Below are 21,000 nucleotides of genomic sequence, written 5' to 3' on the forward strand. Positions count from 1 at the left end.
CGGAAGGGCGGATCGCCACCTGGTCCTCGTCGCGGGCGGCCAGCACGGCGGCCAGCCGCTCGCCGCCGCGCCGGTCGAGGGCGTCGGGCAGGTCGACGACGCCGCCGAAGCGCCGCGGGTGCTCCAGGGCGGCCGTCCAGCCGAGGCCGTGGACCTGCGCCTGCACCGGGTTGGCGACCCGGTCGGTGCGCCCGGCGGCGACGGCGCCCCGGGTGAGGCACCACAGCGGCGCGTCCTGCCCGGCGTCGCCGAGGGCCTGGATCAGAGCGAGGGTGAGCGCGACGCCCTCGGGCAGGGCGGGGTGGCGCTCGCTCGGCCGCTCGGCGGTGGCGAGCAGGGAGACGATGCCCGTCAGGCCGTCGACGGCGGGCTCCAGAAGCGCGGCGAGTCGCCCGCGGTCGGTGCAGGTGCCGTCCAGGACGAGCCGCTCGACCGCCGCGCCGTGCGCGGTCAGCGCCTCCGCGACGTCCTCGCCTTCGCCCTCCGTGGCGGTGACGAGCAGCCAGGTGCCGTCCGGCCTGGCGGGAGCGACGGAGAGCGGCTTCCACGTCACCCGGTAGCGCCAGGAGTCGAGCGTCGAGCGCTCCCGACGGCGGCGGTGCCAGTCGGACAGCGCGGGCAGCACCGGCGCGAGCGCGCCGCTGTCGATGCGCAGCCGGGCGGCCAGCGCCTCGACGTCGGCCTCCTCGACGGCGCTCCAGAACTCGCCGTCCTCCGGCTCCCCGCCGGGGCGCGGCGCGACGGCCCAGAGGTGCTCGCGCTGGAAGGCGTAGGTGGGCAGCGGCACGCGGCACCCGCCGGCCGTACGGGCGGACCAGTCGGCCCGTCCGCCGCGGACGAACGCCTCGGCGAGCGAGGCGAGGAAACGGCCGGTGCCGCCCTTGTCGCGGCGCAGGGTGCCGACGGCGGTGGCGTGGTCGCCGCGGTCCTCGGCGGTGGCCTCGATCGCCATGGTGAGCACGGTGTGCGGGCTGACCTCGACGAACAGGCCGTGGCCCTGGGCCATCAGCTCCCGCACGGCCGGGTCGAAGCGCACCGGATTGCGCAGGTTGCGGTACCAGTAGCCGGCGTCCATGGCGGTGGTGTCGAGCCAGTCGCCGGTGACGGTGGAGAAGAACGGCACCTCGGCGGCACGCGGGCGCACGGGGGCGAGGTCCGCCAGGAGGTCGTCCCTGAGGAGTTCGACCTGGGCGGAGTGCGAGCCGTAGTCCACGCTGATCCGCCGGGCCCGCAGGCCCTCAGCCCCGAACTCGGCCATGAGCTCGTCGAGTTCACCGGCCGGACCGGCGACGACGACGGTCCTCGGCCCGTTCACGGCGGCGACGGCGAGCCCACCGCCGCGCGAGCGCAGCCGCTCCTCGGCCTCCTCCGCGGACAGCGGCACGGAGACCATCCCGCCGGAGCCCGCCAGGACGCGGCCGATGAGCCGGCTGCGCAGCGCGGCCACACGGGCGCCGTCCTCCAGGGAGAGCGCCCCGGCGACGACGGCGGCGGCGATCTCGCCCTGGGAGTGGCCCACCACGGCGTCCGGGTGGATGCCGTGGGCGCGCCACAGTTCGGCGAGGGCCACCATGACGGCGAAGGTCGCCGGCTGGACCACGTCGACGCGGTCCAGCGCGGGCGCGCCCTCGGCCTGGCGCAGCACGTCGAGCAGCGACCAGTCGACGTGCGCGGACAGGGCCGCCGCGCACTCGGCGATGCGCTCGGCGAACACCGGCGACTCGTCCAGCAGCCGGGCGCCCATGCCGGCCCACTGGGAGCCCTGGCCGGGGAAGACGAAGACGGTGCGGCCGCCGTCCTCGGCGAGGCCCTGGACGGCGTTCGGCGCGGAGGCGCCGGCGGCGAGCGCGGCGAGGCCCTGGACGGCGTTCGGCGCGGAGGCGCCGGCGGCGAGCGCGGCGAGGCCCCCGCGCAGCTCGGCGGCGTCGGCTCCGAGCACGACGGCGCGGTGCTCGAAGAGGGCGCGGGTGGTCAGCAGGGTGTGGGCGACGTCGTGGAGGCGCAGGTCCGGCTCGACGTCGAGGTGGTCGGCCAGGCGCGCGGCCTGGGCGCGCAGGGCGGCGGGGGTGCGGGCGGAGAGCACCCACGGCACGACGCCGTCGGACGCCCCTGCGCTCTCGGTCGGGAGGGCGGCGGGCGCCTCCTCCAGCACGACGTGCGCGTTGGTGCCGCTGATGCCGAAGGAGGAGACCGCGCAGCGGCGGGTCCGCTCGCCGGCCGGCCACGGCGTGGCCTCGTTGAGCAGGGTGACGGTGCCCGGCGTCCAGTCGATGTGCGAGGACGGCTCGGCGGCGTGCAGGGTGGCCGGCAGCACGCCGTGGCGCAGCGCCTGGACCATCTTGATCACGCCCGCGACGCCGGCCGCCGACTGGGTGTGGCCGAGGTTGGACTTGACCGAGCCGAGCAGCAGCGGGCGCTGAGGGTCCCGGTCGCGCCCGTACGCGGCCTGGAGGGCCTGGGCCTCGATCGGGTCGCCGAGGGCCGTGCCGGTGCCGTGCGCCTCGATGGCGTCGACGTCGTCGGGGGTGAGGCCCGCGTTGTGCAGGGCCTGGCGGATGACGCGCTGCTGGGACGGCCCGTTGGGCGCGGTGAGCCCGTTGGAGGCGCCGTCCTGGTTGATCGCGGAGCCGCGGATGACGGCGAGCACCTGGTGGCCGTTGCGCTCGGCGTCGGAGAGCCGCTCCAGGACGACGACGCCGACGCCCTCGGCGAGGGTCATGCCGTCGGCGGCCTCGGAGAAGGCCTTGCAGCGGCCGTCGGCGGCGAGCGCGCGCTGGCGGCTGAAGGCGATGAAGGCGTTCGGACTGGTCATGACGGTGGCGCCGCCGGCGAGCGCGAGGGAGCTCTCGCCACCGCGCAGCGACTGGCAGGCCAGGTGCAGCGCGACGAGCGACGAGGAGCACGCGGTGTCAACGGTGACGGCGGGGCCCTCCAGGCCGAACAGGTAGGCGAGGCGGCCGGAGAGCACGCTCGGGCTGGTGCCGGTGACGGCGTGCCCGGCGGAGCTGTCGTCCATGCCGAGCCCGTACTCCTGGTACGTGGACCCGATGAAGGTGCCGGTCGCGCTGCCGTGGACGGAGGTCGGGTCGATGCCCGCGGATTCGAGGGCCTCCCAGGTCGTCTCCAGCAGCAGGCGCTGCTGCGGGTCCATCGCCAGGGCCTCGCGCGGGGAGATGCCGAAGAACGCGGCGTCGAACTCGCCGGCCTCGTGCAGGAAGCCGCCCTGGGTGGAGTAGGTGCGGCCGGGGGTGTCCGGGTCCGGGTCGTAGATACCGGTGTCCCAGCCGCGGTTCTCCGGGAACTCGGAGATGGCGTCGGTGCCCTCGGCGACGAGCCGCCACAGCTGGTCGGGGCTTGCGGCGCCGCCGGGGAAGCGGCAGCCCATGCCGACGATGGCGATCGGCTCGTCCGGGTCGGCGGCGGCGACCGGCGGCGCCGTCACGTCCTGAGGTCCGTCGAGCAGTTCGCCGCGCAGGAAGGCGGCGAGGGCGACCGGCGTCGGGTGGTCGAAGGCCATCGTGCTGGGCAGCGGCAGACCGGTCAGGGCGGCGAGGCGCTTGCGCAGCTCGACGGCGGTCAGCGAGTCGAAGCCGGCGTCGCGGAAGGCGCGCTTCCCGGGCACGCCGTCGACGGAGCCGTGGCCGAGGACGGCGGCGGCCTCGCGGCGCACCAGGTCGACGAGCAGGCGGTCGCGCTCGCCCTCGGACAGGCCGCGCAGGCGGCGGACGAGGTCGGAGGCGGCCCCGGTGTCGGCGGCGGCGGCGCGGGCGAGGGCGCGGACCTCGGGCAGCTCGTCGAACAGGGCGCTCGGCCGGGCGGCGGTGAAGACGGGGGCGTAGCGTTCCCAGTCGACGTCCGCGACGGTCACGGCGACGTCCTCGTGCACGATCGCGCGGCGCAGCTCGGTGAGCGCGGTCTCCGGAGCGAGGAAGCGCAGGCCCTGGCGGCGCAGGCCGTCGGAGACGGCCTCATGGGCGGCCATGCCGGCGCCGGCCCACGGGCCCCAGGCGATCGAGGTGGCGGTCAGGCCGCGGGCGCGGCGGTTCACGGCCAGGGCGTCGAGGTAGGCGTTGGCGGCGGCGTAGGCGCTCTGCCCGGCGCTGCCCCAGATGCCGGCGACGGAGGAGAACAGGACGAAGAAGTCCAGGTCGTGGTCGGCGAGGAGGGCGTCGAGGTGGGCGGCGCCGTGGAGCTTGGCGGCGGTGAGCGCGGCGACCTCGGCGACCGGGGTGTCCGAGAGCGGGGCGGCCTGGCCGACGCCGGCCGCGTGCACGACGCCGGTCAGCGGGTGTTCGGCCGGGACGGCGGCGAGGACGGCGGCGAGCGCGTCGCGGTCGGCGACGTCGCAGGCGACGACGGCCGCGGTGGCGCCGTGCTCGGCGAGCTCGGCGACGAGTTCGGCGGTGCCGGGGGCGTCCGGGCCGCGGCGGCCGGTGAGCACGAGGTGCCGGGCGCCGCTGCGGGCCAGCCAGCGGGCGACCTCGGCACCGAGCGCGCCGGTGCCGCCGGTGACGAGGACGGTGCCGTCGGCGGTGAACTCCTCGGCGCGGGGCAGCTCGTCGACGGCGTGCCGCACCAGGCGGCGGCCGTAGACGGCGCTGCCGCGCAGCGCGACCTGGTCCTCTCCCCCGCGTTCGCTGCCCGCGAGGACGCCGACGAGGCTCTGCACGGTCGGTGCGTCCAGCACCGGCGGCAGGTCGACCAGCCCGCCCGGCGCCTGCGGGCGCTCCAGGGCGGCGACCCGGCCTAGGCCCCACGTGGCGGCCTGGACGGGGTTGGTGAGCGGGTCGGCGGGCCCGGTGGAGACGGCGCCGCGGGTGACCGTCCACAGCGGAGCGGCGGAGCGGAGGTCGCCGAGGGCCTGGGCGAGGACGACGCCGAGCGCGATCCCCTCCGGCAGGCCGGGCCCGGGGGTGGGCCGGTCAGCCAGCGGGACGAGCGACAGGATTCCGCTCAGCTCGCCGAACTCTGCTATGCGGCGGGCGAGTTCGGCGCGGTCGCGGCAGCTCTCGGCCAGTGCCAGCCGTTCCAGGCGGGCACCGTGGCCGCGCAGCGCGTCGAGCAGGTCGGCGTCGTCGACGGCGTCGGTGGTGACGACCAGCCAGGTGCCGTCCAGCACGGGCGCGGCCGCCGGGCGGACCGGCCGCCAGTGGACGCGGTAGCGGGCGGCGTCGAGCCGGGCCTTCTCGTGCCGGGTGCGGCGCCAGTCGGCGAGGGCGGGCAGGAGGGCGTAGAGGCCGGCGTGCTGCTCGTCGCGCAGACCGAGCAGGCCGGCGAGTTCGGCGGCGCTGCCGCGCTCGACGGCGCCCCACAGGGCGGAGTCGGCGGGGTCGGCGGCCGGCACCGCGGTGCCGGGCTCGGCTTCCGGCCAGTAGCGCTCGTGCTGGAACGCGTAGGTGGGCAGGTCGGTGCGGCGGGCGCCGGTGCCCGCGTACAGCGCGGCCCAGTCCGGTGCGTGCCCGCGCACGTGGAGCCCGGCCAGGGCTAGGGCGGCGGTCCGCTCCTCGGGCCGCCCGGCGCGCAGCAGCGGGACGGCCGTCACGGCCCCGTGGTCGCCGGGCGCGGTGTCGGCGAGGACGTCCTCGGTGAGCGCGGACAGCACGCCGTCCGGGCCGAGTTCGAGGAAGGTGGTGGCGCCGGCCGCGCGGGCGGCGCGGACCCCGTCGGCGAAGCGCACGGCGCGGCGGACGTGCTCGACCCAGTACTCGGGCGAGCACAACTCGGCCCCGGTGGCGAGCTCGCCGGTGGTGTCGGAGACGAGCGGGATGGCTGGTGCGCGGAACTCCAGCTCCGCCACGGCGCGCCGGAACTCCTCCAGCATCGGCTCCATCAGTGGCGAGTGGAAGGCGTGCGAGACGCGCAGCCGCCTGGTCCGCCGGCCCTCGGCCGCGAACTCCCCGGCGATGCGCAGGACTTCGTCCGCCAGGCCGGAGACGACCACGGCCCGCGGCCCGTTGACGGCCGCGACGGACACGCCGGGCACCAGCCGCGGCAGCATCTCGTCCTCACCGGCCTCGACGGAGACCATGGCCCCGCCCTCGGGCAGCGCGTCCATGAGCCGGGCCCGGGCGGTCACGAGCGCGCACGCGTCGGCGAGCGAAAGCACTCCGGCGCAGTGCGCGGCGGCGATACCGCCGACGGAGTGGCCGAGCAGGACGTCGGCCCGCACGCCGAGCGAGGCGAGCAGGCGGAACAGCGCCACCTCGACGGCGAAGATCGCGGGCTGCGCCCAGCCGGTGCGGTTCAGCAGTTCCTCGTCCTCGCCCCACAGCACGTCGCGCAGCGGGCGCTCCAGGCGGGGGCCGAACTCGCGCCACACCTCGTCCAGCGCCTCGGCGAACACCGGGAAGCGACGGGCGAGTTCGCGCCCGGTGCCGAGATGCTGGGCGCCCTGGCCGGCGAACAGCAGGGCGAGCTTGCCGGCACCGGCCTCGCCCGCGACCAGCCCGGCGGCGGAGTCACCGGCCGCGAGGGCGGCCAGGGCGGCGAGCAGTTCCGCGCGGTCGCCGCCGACGGCGACGGCGCGGTGGTCGAATCCGGAGCGGGTGGTGGCGAGCGAAAGGCCGAGGTCGGCCGGGCTCGCGGCCGGGTCCGCCGCGGCGAACGCGCGCAGCCGGGCCGCCTGGTCGCGCAGCGCAGCCGGGCTGCGGCCGGCCAGCGGCCAGAGCAGGACGGGCGCGGTGACGGCCGGGGCGCTCTCCCGCGCCGCGACGACGGCGGGCGCCTGTTCGAGGATGACGTGGGCGTTGGTGCCGCTGAAGCCGAACGAGGAGACGCCGGCCCGGCGCGGACGGCCGGTCTCCGGCCAGTCCGCCTCCTCGGTCACCAGCTCCACCGCGCCCTCGTCCCAGTCCACGTGGGAGGACGGCTCGGCCGCGTGCAGGGTGCGGGGCACGACGCCGTGCCGCATCGCCAGCACCATCTTGATCACGCCCGCGACGCCGGCGGCGGCCTGGGTGTGGCCCAGGTTGGACTTCACCGAGCCGAGCAGCAGCGGGAGTTCACGGTCCTGGCCGTAGGTGGCCAGCAGCGCCTGGGCCTCGATCGGGTCGCCCAGGGAGGTGCCGGTGCCGTGCGCCTCGACGACGTCCACGTCGGCCGTCGCGAGCCCGGCGGTGGCCAGGGCCTGGCGGATGACACGCTGCTGGGACGGCCCGTTGGGGGCGGTGAGCCCGTTGGAGGCGCCGTCCTGGTTGACGGCGGAACCGCGCACGACGGCCAGCACCGGGTGTCCGTTGCGGCGCGCGTCGGAGAGCCGCTCCAGGGCGATCACCCCGACGCCCTCGGACCAGCCGACGCCGTCGGCCCGGTCGGAGAAGGCCTTGCAGCGCCCGTCCGGGGCCAGGCCGCGCTGCCGGGAGAACTCGATCAGCGAGGTCGGGGTCGACATCACCGTGACGCCGCCGGCCAGCGCGAGCGTGCACTCGCCGGCGCGCAGGGCCTGCATCGCCCAGTGCATGGCGACGAGCGAGGACGAGCACGCGGTGTCGACGGTGACGGCCGGGCCCTCCAGGCCGAGGGTGTAGGAGACCCGGCCGGAGGCGATGCTCGGCGAGGTGCCGCTGCCCTGGTGGCCCTCGAAGCGCCCGCCCGCGAGCAGCGCGGAGTAGTCGTTGTACATCACGCCGGCGAACACGCCGGTACGGCTGCCGCGCAGTGCGACCGGGTCGATCCCGGCCCGCTCGACCGCCTCCCAGCAGGCCTCCAGCAACAGCCGCTGCTGGGCGTCGGTGGCGAGTGCCTCGCGCGGGCTCATGCCGAAGAAGGCGGGGTCGAAGTCGGCGGCCCGGTGCAGGAAGCCGCCGAAGCGGGTGTAGCTGGTGCCGAGGTGGTCCGGGTCCGGGTGGTAGAGCGACTCGACGTCCCAGCCGCGATCCGTGGGCAGGCCGGAGATGGCGTCGGTGCCCTCGCGCAGCAGGCACCACAGGTCGTCGGGGGAGGCGACGTCGCCGGGGTAGCGGCAGCTCATGCCGACGATGACGATCGGGTCGTCGTCGGCCGCCGCCCGGACGGGCGCCGTGGCGGCGGGCGCCTGGGCGCCCGTCAGGCCGTCCAGCACGTGCCCGGCCAGGGCGGTGACGGTCGGGTAGTCGAAGACGACGGTCGCCGAGGTGCGTAGCCCGGTGGCGGCGCTCAGGCGGTTGCGCAGCTCGACGGCGGTGAGCGAGTCGAAGCCGAGGTCCTGGAACGGGCGGTGCGGGTCGACGTCGGACGCGTCGGCGTGCCGCAGGACGGCGGCCACCTGGGCGCGGACCAGCTCGACGACGGCCTCGGTGCGGGCGCGCCCGTCCAGCCCGGCGAGCCGGCGGGTGAGGGCGCCGGCCGCCTCGGTGGCGGTCACGGCGGCCCGCCGGGCGGGGGTGCGGATCAGGCCGCGCAGCAGCGGCGGCACCTCGCCGCGGGCGCGCAGTGCCGGGAGGTCGAGGCGGACGGGCAGCAGGACGGCCTCGGGGCGGGCGAGGGCGGCGTCGAACAGCGCGGTGCCGTCCGCCTCGGAGAGCGCCGGGGTGCCCAGCCGGGCGAGCCGGTCGAGGTCGGCGTCGGTGAGCCCGCCGGCCATGCCGCCGGTCGGACCGCCGACCGGGGCCCAGGGGCCCCAACCGAGCGAGAGTCCCGGCAGTCCGGCGGCGCGGCGGGTGCGCACCAGCGCGTCCGCGAAGGCGTTGCCCGCAGCGTAATTGGCCTGCCCGGCCACGCCGACGGTGCCGGAGAAGGACGAGAGGACGACGAACGAGGCGAGGTCGAGGCCGCGGGTGGCCTCGTGGAGGTGCCACAGGGCGTCGACCTTGGGCCGCAGGACGGCGGCCAGCCGCTCGGGGGTGAGCTGCTCGACGACGCCGTCGTCGAGGACTCCGGCGGCGTGCACCACGGCGGTCAGCGGGTGTGCGGCCGGGACACCGGCGACCAGGCGCGCGACGGCTCCGGGGTCGGTCAGGTCGCATGCCTCGATGGCGACGTCGGCACCCGTCTCGCCGAGCCGGGAGGCCAGTTCGGCGGCGCCGTCGGCCGCCGCGCCGCGCCGGCTCGCGAGCAGCAGGCGGCGCACGCCGTGCTCGGCGACCAGGTGCCGGGCGAGGACGGCGCCGAGGCCGCCGGTGCCGCCGGTGATCAGGACGGTGCCGTCCGGGCTCCACGTGGCCCCGGTCGCGGCCACCGCGCCCGCGCGGGCCAGCCGGGCCGCGAGCACGGCGCCGTCGCGCACGGCCAGCTGCGGCTCCTCGCCGCCGAGGGCGTGCTCGGGCAGCGGGCCGCCGGCCGGGTCCAGGTCGACCAGACCGAACCGGCCCGGGTGCTCGGCCTGCGCGGAACGCACCAGGCCCCACACGGCGGCCGCGGCAGGATCGGTGAGCTCGTCGTCCGCCGTGGTGGCGACGGCGCCGCGGGTCACGAAGACCAGCCGGCCGTTCGTGTCCTCGGCGAGCCACTGCTGGAGCCGGGCCAGAGCCAGGGCCGTCAGCGCTCGGGCCGAGCCGACCGGGTCGGCCGGGTCGCCCGCGAGCGGCACGAGCATCACCTCGGCCGGGGCCCCGCCCGCCGTCGACAGCACGCCGAGGCCGAGCGGGTCCGCATCCGGGACGGCCACCGAGGCGGGCACCTTCGCCCCGCCGCGCGGCCGGGCCCAGCGCAGCTCGAACATCGCGTCCCGGACCGGACCTGCGCCCGCGCCGGCCTGCGCCGGGAGCGCCCGCAGCAGCAGCGAGCCGACCGAGACGACCGGTCCGCCCGCCGCGTCGGAGACCTCGATCGCGACCGAGTCGTCCCCGGTCGCGGACAGCCGCACCCGCACCACCGACGCGCCCGCGGCGTACAGGCTGACGTCCTGCCAGCTGAACGGCACCCCTCCGAGCCCGAGGAACGCCGTCGCGTGCAGCGCCGCGTCCAGCAGCGCCGGGTGGATGCCGAACGCGCCCGCCTCGCCGCTCGCGCCCTCGTCCAGCGCGACCTCGGCGAACACCTCCTCGCCGCGCCGCCAGGCCGCGCGCAGCCCGCGGAACGCCGGGCCGTAGCGGAAGCCCGCACCGGCGAGGCGCTCGTCCAGGCCGTCCAGGTCAAGCGCCTCGGCGCCGGCCGGCGGCCACTCCGTGAACTCCCCGACGAAGGAGCGGTGTTCGCCGGCCGAGTCGCCCGCCCCGAGGATGCCGTCGGCGTGCTGCGTCCACGGGGCGTCCTCGTCGCCCTCGGGCCGGGCGTAGACGCCGACGGTGCGCCGCCCGCTCGCGTCGGCCCGCCCGGCCCACACCTGCACCTGCACGCCGCCCTGCTCGGGCAGCGGCAGCGGCACGGTGAGCGTCAGCTCCTCGACGCGCTCGCAGCCGACCTCGTCGCCCGCGCGCACGGCGAGCTCCAGGAAGGCCGTACCGGGCAGCAGGACGGTGCCGTCGACGGCGTGGTCGGCCAGCCACGGGTGGGTGCGCAGCGAGAGCCGGCCGGTCAGCAGCAGGCCGTCGGTGTTGGCGAGCGAGACGGCGGCGGCGAGCAGCGGGTGGTTGGCCGAGCCGAGCCCGGCGGAGCGGACGTCGCCGGTGCGCGAGAGCGCGCTCTTCGGCCAGTAGCGCTTGTGCTGGAAGGCGTAGGTGGGCAGGTCGGCGCGGCGGGCACCGGTGCCCTCGAAGTAGGCGTCCCAGCGCACCGGGACGCCGCGCACGTGCAGTCCGGCGAGGGCCTCGGTGAGCGCCTCGGTCTCGTCGCGGCCGGGGCGCAGCGCGGCGAGGGCGCTGCAGTCGTCGCGGGCCTGCCCGTCGAGGGCGCCCTGGGCGAGCGCGGCGAGGGCGCCGTCGGGACCGAGTTCGAGGAACAGGGTGGCGCCGTGGCCACCGAGCCAGCCGGCGACGTCGGCGAAGCGGACGGCCTGGCGGGCCTGGTCGGCCCAGTAGTCGGCGGAGGTGAGCTGCTCGACGGTGGCGAGCGTACCGGTGAGAGTGGAGACGATCGGGATCGCGGGCGCCTGCGGGTCCAGCGCGGCGACGACGGTGCGGAACTCGTCGAGCATCGGGTCCATGAGCGACGAGTGGAAGGCGTGCGAGACGCGCAGGCGCCGGACCTTGCGGCCGAGTCCGGCGAAGTGCGCGCCGACGGCCTCGGCCGCGGCGGTCTCACCGGCGACGACGACGGCCTGCGGGCCGTTGACGGCGGCCAGCGACACGCCGTCGCCGAGCAGCGGGAGGACCTCGTCCTCGCTCGCCTGCACCGCGACCATGGCACCGCCGGCCGGCAGGGCCTGCATCAGGCGGGCCCTGGCGGCGACCAGGGCGCACGCGTCGGCCAGCGAGAACACCCCGGCGACGTGTGCGGCGGCGATCTCGCCGACCGAGTGCCCGGCCAGGAAGTCCGGGCGCACGCCCCAGGACTCCAGCAGCCGGTACAGAGCGACCTCGACGGCGAACAGCGCCGGCTGGGCATGGCCCGTGCGGTTCAGCGCCTCTTCGTCGGCGCCCCAGATCAGGTCGCGCAGCGGCGCGCCCGACCGACCGTCGAGTTCGGCGAGCACCTCGTCCAGCGCGGCGGCGAACACCGGGAAGCGGGCGTTCAGTTCGCGGCCCATGCCGAGGCGCTGCGAGCCCTGGCCGGCGAACAGGAAGGCGAGCTTGCCACGCCCCTGGGTGGTGCCCAGGACTGCCCGGCCGTCGCCCTCGCCGTCCGCGAGCGCGGCAAGCGCCGCGACGGCCTCGGCGCGTCCGGCCGCGGTGACGACGGCGCGGTGCTCCAGGGCGGCCCGGGTGGTCGCGAGCGCGTGGGCCAGGTCGGCGGCGGAGCCCTCGGCGTCCGTCGCCAGGAACGCGACCAGCCGCTCGGCCTGGGCCCGCAGCGCCTCGGGGGTGCGGCCGGAGACCAGCCAGGGCAGCGTCCCGGCGTCGGCGGCGTCGGACGCGGGCTCCTCCTCCGCCGGGGCCTCCTCGATGATGGCGTGCGCGTTGGTGCCGCTGAGGCCGAAGGACGAGACGCCCGCCCGGCGCGGCTCGGCGCCCTGCGGCCACGGCGTCGCCTCGGTCAGCAGCCGGACGGCGCCGGACTCCCAGTCGACGTGCGTGGACGGCTCGTCCACGTGCAGGGTGCGCGGCAGCAGCTCGTGCCGCAGCGCCAGCACCGTCTTGATCACCCCGGCCATGCCGGCGGCGGCCTGGGTGTGGCTCAGGTTCGACTTCACCGAGCCGAGCAGCAGCGGGCGCCGCGGGTCGCGCCCGCGCCCGTACGTGGCGAGCAGCGCCTGGGCCTCGACCGGGTCGCCGAGGACGGTGCCGGTGCCGTGCGCCTCGACCGCGTCGACCTGGTCGGCGGAGAGCCGCGCGTTGCGCAGCGCCTGCTCGATGACGCGCTGCTGGGACGGCCCGTTGGGGGCGGTGAGCCCGTTGGAGGCGCCGTCCTGGTTGACGGCGGTGCCGCGCACGACGGCCAGCACCCGGTGCCCGTTGCGCCGGGCCACCGACAGCCGCTCCAGGACGAGCACGCCGACGCCCTCGGCCCAGCCGGTGCCGTCCGCGGAGTCGGCGAAGGAGCGGCAGCGGCCGTCCGAGGCCAGGCCGCCCTGGCGGGCGAACTCGACGAAGGTGGTGGGGGTCGACATGACGGTGACGCCCGCGGCGAGCGCCATGCCGCACTCCCCCGCGCGCAGCGACTGCGCGGCCAGGTGGAGCGCGACGAGCGACGACGAGCACGCGGTGTCGACGGTGACGGCCGGGCCGACGGCGCCGAGCACGTAGGAGAGGCGGCCGGAGATCACGCTGGTCGCGTTGCCCGTCAGCACGAACCCCTGGACGTCGTCGTCCGGCCCGGTGCGGTAGTCCTGCGGCATCGCCCCGACGAAGACGCCGGTACGGGTGCCGCGGACACTGCTCGGGTCGATGCCCGCGCGCTCGATCGCCTCCCACGAGGCCTCCAGCAGGACGCGCTGCTGCGGGTCCATGGACAGCGCCTCGCGCGGCGAGATGCCGAAGAAGCCCGGGTCGAAGTCGGCGGCGCCCCGCAGGAACCCGCCCCGGACGTCGGCCGGCCCGTCCGCCGGGTCCAGCTCCCAGCCGCGGTCGGCGGGCAGGCCGGTGATGCCGTCCTCGCCGGCGACGAGCATCGCCCAGAGGTCCTCGGGAGCCTCGACCCCGCCGGGGAAGCGGCAGCTCATCCCCACGATGGCGATCGGCTCCCGGGCGGCCGCCTCCAGCTCGTCCACCCGCTGCCGGGAGCGCTGGAGGTCCGCGCTGGCCCGCTTGAGGTAGTCCCGGAGCTTCTGTTCCTTGTCCATCATCGACGCAACCCATCTGGAAGACCGGCGAACGGCAGGGATCCGCGTGAGGACGGCCCGCGTGCCCGGCACGCACGGCGCTCGCATTCCCGCACTCCAGCGCCCAGTCTCGATCGGGGCCGCGCCGATTTTCCCTAGGGTCTGTCGGTCACGTCCGAACGGGCTCCGGACTCTAGGGAATTGCCGGGCCGTTCGGCTGGATCGTCAGTTGCGCGAGCCATGGGTGCGGCCCGACCGGGCCGAGCGCCCCGACATCGACGAGGATCACCGCCATGCCCGAACCCTTCCCGCACGGCGACGAACCGAGAGTGCCGCGGCCCTCCACCGAGGGCACCGCGGACCCGGCCGCGGCCGAGCTCAGCGAGCTCGACGAGCAGCTGATCGCCCAGTTGGTCCACCGCGTCCGGCTGGCCCGCGGCCACCAACTAAGCCGTCGCGCCGCCGGATTGCCGACCACCAGCCTCGCGCAGGAGAACGCGATGCTGCGCCGCTACGCCTCCCGGCTCGGCGACCAGGGTGCCGGGATCGCACTGGCGATCCTGGAACTCTCCCGGCCGCCGAGCGGGCCGGCCGTCGGACGACGGTAGGGCGGTGGGGACGCGGAATCCCCACCGCCCTTCGCCGTACCCGGCGGGTGTCACCAGCGGGCGCCGGCCAGCACCTCGCCGTAGTCACGGGCCACGCGCGCCTGCTCCAGGTCGGACTCGACCATCATCCGCATGAGCTCGGGGAAGTCGACCTTCGGCTCCCAGCCCAGCTTCTCCCGCGCGTCGCCGGCGTCGGCGCAGAGCGTCTCCACCTCGGCGGGCCGCACGAGCCCCGGGTCCACCTCGACGTACTGCTCCCAGTCGAGCCCGACGCACTCGAAGGCGATCCGGGCCGCGTCCCGCACCGAGTGCATCCGCCCGGTGCCGATGACGTAGTCGCCCGGGTGGTCCTGCTGGAGCATCAGGTGCATCGCCCGGACGTAGTCCCCGGCGAAACCCCAGTCGCGGACGGCGTCGAGGTTGCCGAGCAGCAGCCGGTCCTGCAGGCCGAGCTTGATCTGCGCGACCGCGAGGGAGATCTTCCGGGTCACGAACTCGGCCCCACGGCGCGGCGACTCGTGGTTGAACAGGATCCCCGAGACGCCGTACATCCCGTAGGACTCGCGGTAGTTGCGGGTGATGTAGTGACCGTAGGTCTTCACCACGCCGTACGGGCTGCGCGGGTGGAAGGTGGTCCGCTCGCTCTGCGGGGTCTCCGCCACCATGCCGAACATCTCGGAGCTGGAGGCCTGGTAGAACCGGATCCGCCCGGAACCGCCCGCGGCACCGGCCGGCTTGTTGATCCCGCTCACCATCCGGATCGCCTCCAGCACCCGCAGCACGCCGGTCCCGTTGACCTCGGTGACGAGTTCCGGCTGGCGCCAGGACATCGGCACGAAGGAGATCGCCCCGAGGTTGTACACCTCGTCCGGCTGGATGGTGTCGACCGCGGAGACCAGGCTGCTCTGGTCCATCAGGTCGCCGTCGACGAACTGCAGGTCCGGGATCAGCCGGCTGACCCGGTCCTTCCGCGGGTTGGCCTGCCCCCTGGTCAGGCCCCAGACCTCGTATTCCAGGGAGATCAGGTGCTCGGCCAGGTAAGACCCGTCCTGACCGGTCACCCCGGTGATCAGTGCACGCTTGGACATCCGTTCCCCTTCAACCACTGCTCGCGGAGCGCTCTCGGCACGGCCAGCGAACCAGAGGAGGGGCTAAGGAATTTGCGAGACTTCCGGCGCACGCCGCCCGGTCCTCCGTCGGGTCGGCACATAAGGGGCAATCCGTTCACATCAAACGCCCAGAGAGATGTCGATGCCGACCACCCCGCCGCCCGCCCCGACGACCTCCGCCACCGGGAAGAGCAACGCGCCCCTGCCGGACCTGACGTCGAGGACCGATGCCCCCGCGGAGATCCCCGAGAACTCGACGAGGCGACGCCCGACGGACCGAAGGAACTCCACACCGCTCTGGCCGTAGACCTTCGCCGCCCTGTTGAAGAGCGCGTGCATCTCTTCGGTGTTCTCAGCGGTTCCCGTGCGAGCCTCCCCGAATTCGACGGCCGCCGGTGGGGCGGCCAGGGCGGTCAGCCAGTCCTTGAAGTAATTGCCCTGGTGGACGGGATACGCGTCGATCAGCACCTGTCCCAGGGGAGCGGATCCCCCGAGTTCGAGGCATCGGGCAACGGCGTTCGCGACGGCGCCCCCGGCGGAAGCACCGACCAGGACGACGGGCGCCGGTTGCCGGCGTGCCGCAGCACCGTCTCGGCGTGGAGGCGGGCGAGCGTCTCCCGGTCGGCCGGAACGGCGCACCCCGCGCCGATGCCCGGGTGCGGGAACTCCAGGACTCCAACTCCCCCTCGAAGCAGGCGTGCAGGGCCGCGAACCTGCCGCCCGGGAGGGCGGGGAGCGGAGCCCGGTGGACGCCCACGGGCGCTCACGGGCGCTCACGGGCGCTCACCAGGCGTGGTCCCCAAATGGCCCCCAGGGCCACGGACCTCGCGACACGTCCTTCGAAGTCCGACATGGGTTCTCCAGCGGTCCCTTGATCGCGAACCGCAAGTTGTGGGAGGCGTAGGTGTGCTGGCCCATGACACCGCGCCGGCCGGGGTTCGGTTCGACGAAGTAGCAGAGGGTGACGCGCAGGTCGACCAGGGTGGCGCCGAGGTCGAGGAGTTGCTCGCGTGGCCACTGACCGTGGTCACCCGCCTGTCCGTGCGCCTTCCGTCGGGGCGCCCGCGGCGGCCAGGAGTTCGGTGGCGGTGCGGGTGTTGGCCGGTTCGCATACCGCCGTCATCAGCCACTCGGCGGTCGGGGCCTCGGTCTCGGGGGGACGCCCTTCGACTACTGTCTGACCGATACCGCCGCCAAGGCCCTCGCTCCTCCGTGATCTCCGCCACCCGCCGCTGCGCGCCGCCGGCCGGAAGATGTCCCTCCACGGTGAGTTGACGTATCAACTCCACTGCCTCCGCGAGCGGAGCAGCAGGCGTGGACGGGGTTACGCACACTCGAGAGCTCATCATGCTGATCCCCTGTCAGCAGCGAGGGAAAGGAGCCGATTCAACTTGCACGAAACACACGGACGCAGCCGGAGACTACGCCGGGGAAGCGAACGCGCGGACCCAGCCGAGGTCGTCTTGGCGAAACCCTTGCGTGCACAAGCTCAAGCACGGCAAGTTCTGGCCGGTCGTCGAGCGCATCCACCGGGAGGCCGCCGAGGGCTTGTCCAACCGGAAGATCGCGCTGGGGCTGACGGCCGACGGATTCCGGTCGACTCGGGGCGGCCCGTTCCGGTCGAATACGGTCGGGACGATCTTGAGGAACCCGGTTTACCTCGGATGGCAGATCGTTCGGGTGAACCACGTCGCCCAGGTCTATCGGGATGTCAAGGGGAAACCGGTGCGGGTGTTCGCCAAGGGGGTGGAGAGTATTCCGCAGGAGACGTGGGACCAACACCGGCGGATCGCGGCCGGGTGGGAGCGCCGGAAGAACCTGCCGACTGCGGAAGAGCAGGAGAAGCCCATGAAGCGCTCGCCGGCGTCGGGGCCCATGTGGTGCGATGGCGGAGGCCGGGACTCGAAGAAGGGTCACATGGCGACGATCCACGGCCAGTCGTTCCGGTGCGGCAGGGTCAACCTTGGGCTGGACTGCCCCGCTCCGGTAACGGGTATGCGGACATCCGTGGAGCGGGTCCTGGCGGAGGAGTGGCGCAAGAAGCTGTCGACGGCGAATCCGCTGGACCCCACCCTGTTGGCCGTCGCGGAAGGGTGGGTGGACCTGTCCCAGCCGGAGGAGAGCAAGAAGGAGGCCGACGCCCGGGGGCAGCTCAAGCTCGCGGAGGAGGCGGTGGCGCGCATCGACCGCCTGGAGGCTGCCGGGGCATACCCAGGCCGGGACGGAGAGGCCACGTACGTCAAGCAGCGCCGGGCGGCGGTGGAGGACGTAGAGAACGCGCGCAAGGACTGGGAATCGATCGCCCAGCCGATGGCGGACATTTCCGTGCTCACCGATCCGGTCCGCGCCGCGAAGCTGTGGGAGTCATCGGACGACCACTACCGGGGGCAGTTGCTCCGGTTGGCGATCGAGCGGGTGTACCTGCTGAAGGCTCCTCACTCGGGCGGCAGGTTCACGGCGGACCGGCTGGACATCGTGTGGAAGAAGCCGCGCGGGTGGAAGCCGCCGAAGGACGAGGGCGAGCAGCCCGGGGCGGGTGGCCCTGGGCCACGACACCCCGACCGCTATAAGTAGTCATCCACTTCCATAGTGTGCTCGCATGGATCTACGTACAGTCGGTGCTCTCAAGGCCGCCGCCGGACGGCCGCCACTTTGCCGGTTTGTCCTGCGTTGTGGCGCTGGCACCCTCTGGGCGGTCCGCTCACGGGGCAGGACTCCGAGGCGCCAACCCCGGACGGGTCCATCGAACGGCTTCGGCTGGGCTCATCCGCGGCATGAGGCTGGCTGCATACAACGACCGCTCCTGTGGGAGCGAAGGCACGGAAGGAACCGACATGACTGTTCGCGAGATCAGAGGACACGGCGTGGACGCCTGCCCGGACGGTTTCCTGGCGCTGTACGAGCACAGCGACTTCAACGGGTGGAGCGACGGGCGGATTCTGCTCACCGACGAGTCCATCCCGAACCTCAAGGATCACAACTTCAATGATGTGACCTCCTCAGTCGTTCAGAAGATGCCGGGTAATTGGATCATTCTTTGGACCGACACCAGGTACGGCGGTACGAGCTTCCCCCTCCAGAGCGATACCCGCGAGTACCCCAACATGATCGACTTTTCGAAGATCGATGTCAGGCAGAACGACACCATCTCCTCAGTGCAGTTCAGGGGATAACCCGGAAGCGCGCTATCGCCTCGGAGCGGACATCGCCCCACGGACTGCCGTCTGAAACGCAGAAAAGGCCCCCGGTCAGCACCGTGCGAACAGTGCCGGCCGGGGGCCTTAACGTGGGTCAGGTGGACAGGGTGCGGAGCAGAGCCAGGGCAAGGCGGCGGGTGCGGCCGATCTCGGCCAGCAGCTCTACCGCGTGGTCAGGCACCTCGGGTGAGGCCAGCAGTGCCCTCGCGTCAGGGCTGCTGAGGTACTGGGTCAACAGGTACTCGCCGTTGCAGCGGTCGGCCTGGAGGCTGCGCAGGGCGACCTCGGCGATCACCCGGGGGTGGTCGGGCTCGCTCATGCCGCTATCCAACCATCGTGGCTGTCACCAAGTGCAATCTTCGATGCTCATGGCCAGATCCAGTGCCACGTGTTTCGGAAGGGGGACGACCGATCGGGTGATCTGGCGGCCGGGTGTGGAGTGCTCGGTCTCGATGACGATGACACGCTCGCCTGTGGGGGTGCGGGCCTCGTAGGCACGGGCGGCCTGTTGGCTCAGAACCTACCCAGGTAGGTGCGCTGGTTGTGCCGTCAGCATGCCGGGGGCGTGCTCCGGCCCGCGGCATGTGGAGAACATTTAGTAATCATACGATCACGTTCAGGGGTCGTGGATCCCCCCTCCCCACCCTCATCCAGGAGTTTCGACGTGAACGTTCGTCTCGCCGTCCGGCGCATAGCCCGGATCGCCGCCCTCGCCGCCCCCACCCTCGCGCTGCCCCTGGCCACGGCGCTGCCCGCCCACGCGGCCTTCCCCCCGCCGGGCACCCGGTTCCTGATCGAGACCACCATCAGCGGGACCACCTACTGCCTCCAGATCAACCCCATCCCCGCCGACTCGTCTCTTGTCTTCGCGGCTTGCAGTACCGGCGGCACCGACCCCGCCCAGGCGTGGACCCACGACACCCTCACCGGACACGTTCGCAGCGTGCAGAGCGGCAAGTGCATCGACGTGGACGGCGAACAAGGCTTCTGTCCCGTCCTTCCCGCCTCCTACTGGACCCAGGACGATGAGGGCCATGTCAACAACCTGGTCCTGGTGGGAACCTACTTCTGGCAGGTAACCCCGGACATCTCCTTCCCTGGCAGGCTCGTGACGACCAAGAGTGCGTCGAACGCATCCATCTTCCACTTCACCGAGCTCTCGTAACCGCTTCCCGCTCACCCGCCACGCGCCTGGTCCGCGGGTTCCCACCGGCCCAGGCGCGTTAGCGATGACGGTTCGACGGCGCAGCTCGCCTCGTCTCCTGGAGCAGGAAATTCGCCATGGCGATCTTGCTGGCGACGCCTGCGTCCGGGCCGAGCAGTTCGGAGGCGCGCAGGAACGCGCGCTCGCGCTCCGCGGTGGTGTCGTTCGCGGGGAGCATCACGTCGGCGAAGGTGGGCGGCTGGGACGGTGCGGGCGGCATCGCGGTGATGACCGGCTGCGGTGCGGTCAGCTGGTCGGCCAGAACCGGCTGGGGGAAGGCGGTGGGCGAGGTCGAGCCGCCGGGCACCATGTAGGGCAGTCCGGCCTGGCGGTCCTGCTCGGCCTGGCGGGCGGCCTCCATCTCGCCCAGGCGTCGGGCGGCCTCGGCTTCCTCCTGGCGGACGCGCTCGATCTCCTGGGCGAGCGTGCGGGACTGCGCTGCGGCCTGGATCAGGGCGTTGCCGAACTGCTGGGCGACTTCGGGGTTCTGGTAGATGGAGGCCATGGCCTCACCAGCGCGGATAAGTACGCCGATGTCGCCTTCGGCGTCTACGTGCAGGCGGGCGAAGTCGGTGGGGCCGTCGTACTTGCAGGGGAAGCGCTGCTCGTCCGGGTGGACGGTCTCAGTTACGGTCGTCATAGGGGTTCTCTCTTGTCAGGTGAACAGGGCCAGGAATGCCTGGACTTCGCGGGCGGAGTGTCCGGCGTCGTAGCGGACGGTCTGGCCGTCGCGGGTGATCTCCAGGCTGTAGCCGTCGTTGCCGCCGTGGTCGGCGAAGACGCGCAGGCGCGCGCCGTCGGGCAGGTCCCCGCCGGGGCCCGGCTCGACGCCAAGGGCCGCCGGGTACGGCGGAAGGTGGTCGAGCTGGTCATCGCCGCCGGGTTTCTCCAGCAGGAGGAGAACGGCGACGTCGTCGCCACAGCGGACGGCCGCGCCATGCTCACCATCTGGCGGCGCCACCGCACCGACCTCGCCGAGCCCTGGCCAGCCCGCGCGGAGCCCCAGGCCCTACCCCCGCTGCCCGGCGGCCACGAAGCCGCCCGCCGCCGGGAAGCCGCCCGCCAGCGCCTCGCGGAGCTGGAACGCCAGGCCGCCCAGAGCCGGGCCGAGTTCCTGCGGCGTCGTGAGGAGGCCGAGCAGCAGCACCAGGCCGAGCGCGCCGCCGAACGCCAGCGCCGCGCCGACGAGCAGGCCGAGCGCGAGCGTGCCCAGCGGGCCCGCACCGGTGCGGACATCGGCCTGACGTGGTCCGCGGTGGGTGCCGGCCGCTGGAGCGTCACCGGTGCCGGCCATGACCGCCGCCTGGACGCCACCCTCAACACCACCGACTTCGCGGCGGAGATGTACGAGATCCGGGAGAACGGCTACTTCATCTCCCGCCACCGCTACGAGCACCAGGCCGAGGCCGCCGTCCGACAACTGCTCGCCGACGGCGTCGAGATCGGGGAGCGGACACCAGAGCCCACCCCCGCCTCGCCCACCCAGTCGGCCGTCGACAGCCCCACCGGCCGATGGCACCAGGCCCCACCCCCACCCACCCGAACGGAAGGCACCACCCCTGAGCATTCACCCCGACAACGTCCTGGCCGAGGGCCGATGGAATCCGCGGTGCTTCGAACTCGACTACGAGGGCCGCCGAGGCCACTACCGGGTCGTACGGGGCCTCGG

Annotated in this window: 11 protein-coding genes (1 of these 11 cut by a window edge); 4 read left to right on the forward strand and 7 right to left on the reverse strand. The window is 74.3% G+C overall.

Annotated features, from left to right (window positions below):
- On the reverse strand, positions 1–13,234 hold the 5' end (the start) of the coding sequence (locus ACIO9K_RS07360) for a type I polyketide synthase (protein WP_400328047.1). The gene continues 14,810 nt to the left of window position 1, outside the view; 13,234 of the gene's 28,044 nt are visible here — the first part of the coding sequence; its start codon is at positions 13,232–13,234; its stop codon lies beyond the left edge, outside the window.
- 272 nt (positions 13,235–13,506) lie between these two features.
- Between ACIO9K_RS07360 and ACIO9K_RS07365 the strand changes: the two genes are divergently transcribed.
- Positions 13,507–13,821, forward strand: coding sequence for a hypothetical protein (locus tag ACIO9K_RS07365; RefSeq protein ID WP_363625605.1), 315 nt, complete (start codon positions 13,507–13,509; stop codon positions 13,819–13,821).
- Positions 13,822–13,871: 50 nt separating this feature from the next.
- Here ACIO9K_RS07365 and ACIO9K_RS07370 read toward each other — a convergent pair whose 3' ends face one another.
- A complete protein-coding gene (locus tag ACIO9K_RS07370; RefSeq protein WP_363625603.1) occupies positions 13,872–14,909 on the reverse strand; it encodes a GDP-mannose 4,6-dehydratase in 1,038 nt (345 codons plus the stop codon).
- A gap of 141 nt (positions 14,910–15,050) precedes the next feature.
- Entirely contained in the window at positions 15,051–15,398 is a 348-nt protein-coding gene (locus ACIO9K_RS07375) for a hypothetical protein (protein WP_400327683.1), read from the reverse strand.
- A 1,011-nt stretch (positions 15,399–16,409) separates the two neighbouring features.
- On the opposite strand from ACIO9K_RS07375, the gene ACIO9K_RS07380 reads away from it, so the two are divergent.
- Both ACIO9K_RS07380 and ACIO9K_RS07385 read left to right on the forward strand, forming a co-directional pair.
- A complete protein-coding gene (locus ACIO9K_RS07380; RefSeq protein ID WP_400327685.1) occupies positions 16,410–17,504 on the forward strand; it encodes a recombinase family protein in 1,095 nt (364 codons plus the stop codon).
- 260 nt (positions 17,505–17,764) lie between these two features.
- Complete coding sequence (locus ACIO9K_RS07385) at positions 17,765–18,103, forward strand: peptidase inhibitor family I36 protein (protein ID WP_400327687.1); 339 nt, start codon at positions 17,765–17,767, stop codon at positions 18,101–18,103.
- 118 nt (positions 18,104–18,221) lie between these two features.
- On the opposite strand, the gene ACIO9K_RS07390 is transcribed toward ACIO9K_RS07385, so the two are convergent.
- The gene (locus ACIO9K_RS07390) at positions 18,222–18,446 is read right to left on the reverse strand and encodes a hypothetical protein (RefSeq protein WP_363625597.1); all 225 of its coding nucleotides are present in this window, start codon (positions 18,444–18,446) and stop codon (positions 18,222–18,224) included.
- A 345-nt stretch (positions 18,447–18,791) separates the two neighbouring features.
- Here ACIO9K_RS07390 and ACIO9K_RS07395 point away from each other — a divergent pair, with 345 nt between their 5' ends.
- Positions 18,792–19,292 (forward strand): hypothetical protein, encoded by a 501-nt coding sequence (locus tag ACIO9K_RS07395; RefSeq protein ID WP_400327689.1) that lies wholly within the window; start codon positions 18,792–18,794, stop codon positions 19,290–19,292.
- Between the two features lie 58 nt (positions 19,293–19,350).
- On the opposite strand, the gene ACIO9K_RS07400 is transcribed toward ACIO9K_RS07395, so the two are convergent.
- From ACIO9K_RS07400 to ACIO9K_RS07410, 3 genes are read right to left on the reverse strand one after another with little or no spacing between them, the layout of a single operon-like run.
- Positions 19,351–19,971, reverse strand: a complete 621-nt coding sequence (locus ACIO9K_RS07400; RefSeq protein WP_363625593.1) for a hypothetical protein — start codon at positions 19,969–19,971, stop codon at positions 19,351–19,353.
- Between the two features lie 15 nt (positions 19,972–19,986).
- Positions 19,987–20,292: a hypothetical protein gene (locus tag ACIO9K_RS07405; RefSeq protein WP_400327691.1), complete on the reverse strand. Its 306-nt coding sequence runs from the start codon at positions 20,290–20,292 to the stop codon at positions 19,987–19,989.
- A 48-nt stretch (positions 20,293–20,340) separates the two neighbouring features.
- Positions 20,341–20,625 (reverse strand): hypothetical protein, encoded by a 285-nt coding sequence (locus tag ACIO9K_RS07410; protein WP_400327693.1) that lies wholly within the window; start codon positions 20,623–20,625, stop codon positions 20,341–20,343.
- Positions 20,626–21,000 lie beyond the last annotated feature (375 nt).

It is taken from the genome of Kitasatospora sp. NPDC087271 (assembly GCF_044744605.1).
Taxonomy (GTDB): domain Bacteria; phylum Actinomycetota; class Actinomycetes; order Streptomycetales; family Streptomycetaceae; genus Kitasatospora.

Excerpts from the sequence above, each read along its gene's own strand:
- ACIO9K_RS07365 (WP_363625605.1), top strand. The coding sequence starts at position 13,507 with ATGCCCGAACCCTTCCCGCACGGCGACGAACCGAGAGTGCCGCGGCCC.
- ACIO9K_RS07410 (WP_400327693.1), bottom strand. The coding sequence starts at position 20,625 with ATGGCCGGCACCGGTGACGCTCCAGCGGCCGGCACCCACCGCGGACCA.
- ACIO9K_RS07390 (WP_363625597.1), bottom strand. The coding sequence starts at position 18,446 with ATGAGCGAGCCCGACCACCCCCGGGTGATCGCCGAGGTCGCCCTGCGC.
- ACIO9K_RS07370 (WP_363625603.1), bottom strand. The coding sequence starts at position 14,909 with ATGTCCAAGCGTGCACTGATCACCGGGGTGACCGGTCAGGACGGGTCT.
- ACIO9K_RS07400 (WP_363625593.1), bottom strand. The coding sequence starts at position 19,971 with ATGACGACCGTAACTGAGACCGTCCACCCGGACGAGCAGCGCTTCCCC.
- ACIO9K_RS07385 (WP_400327687.1), top strand. The coding sequence starts at position 17,765 with ATGACTGTTCGCGAGATCAGAGGACACGGCGTGGACGCCTGCCCGGAC.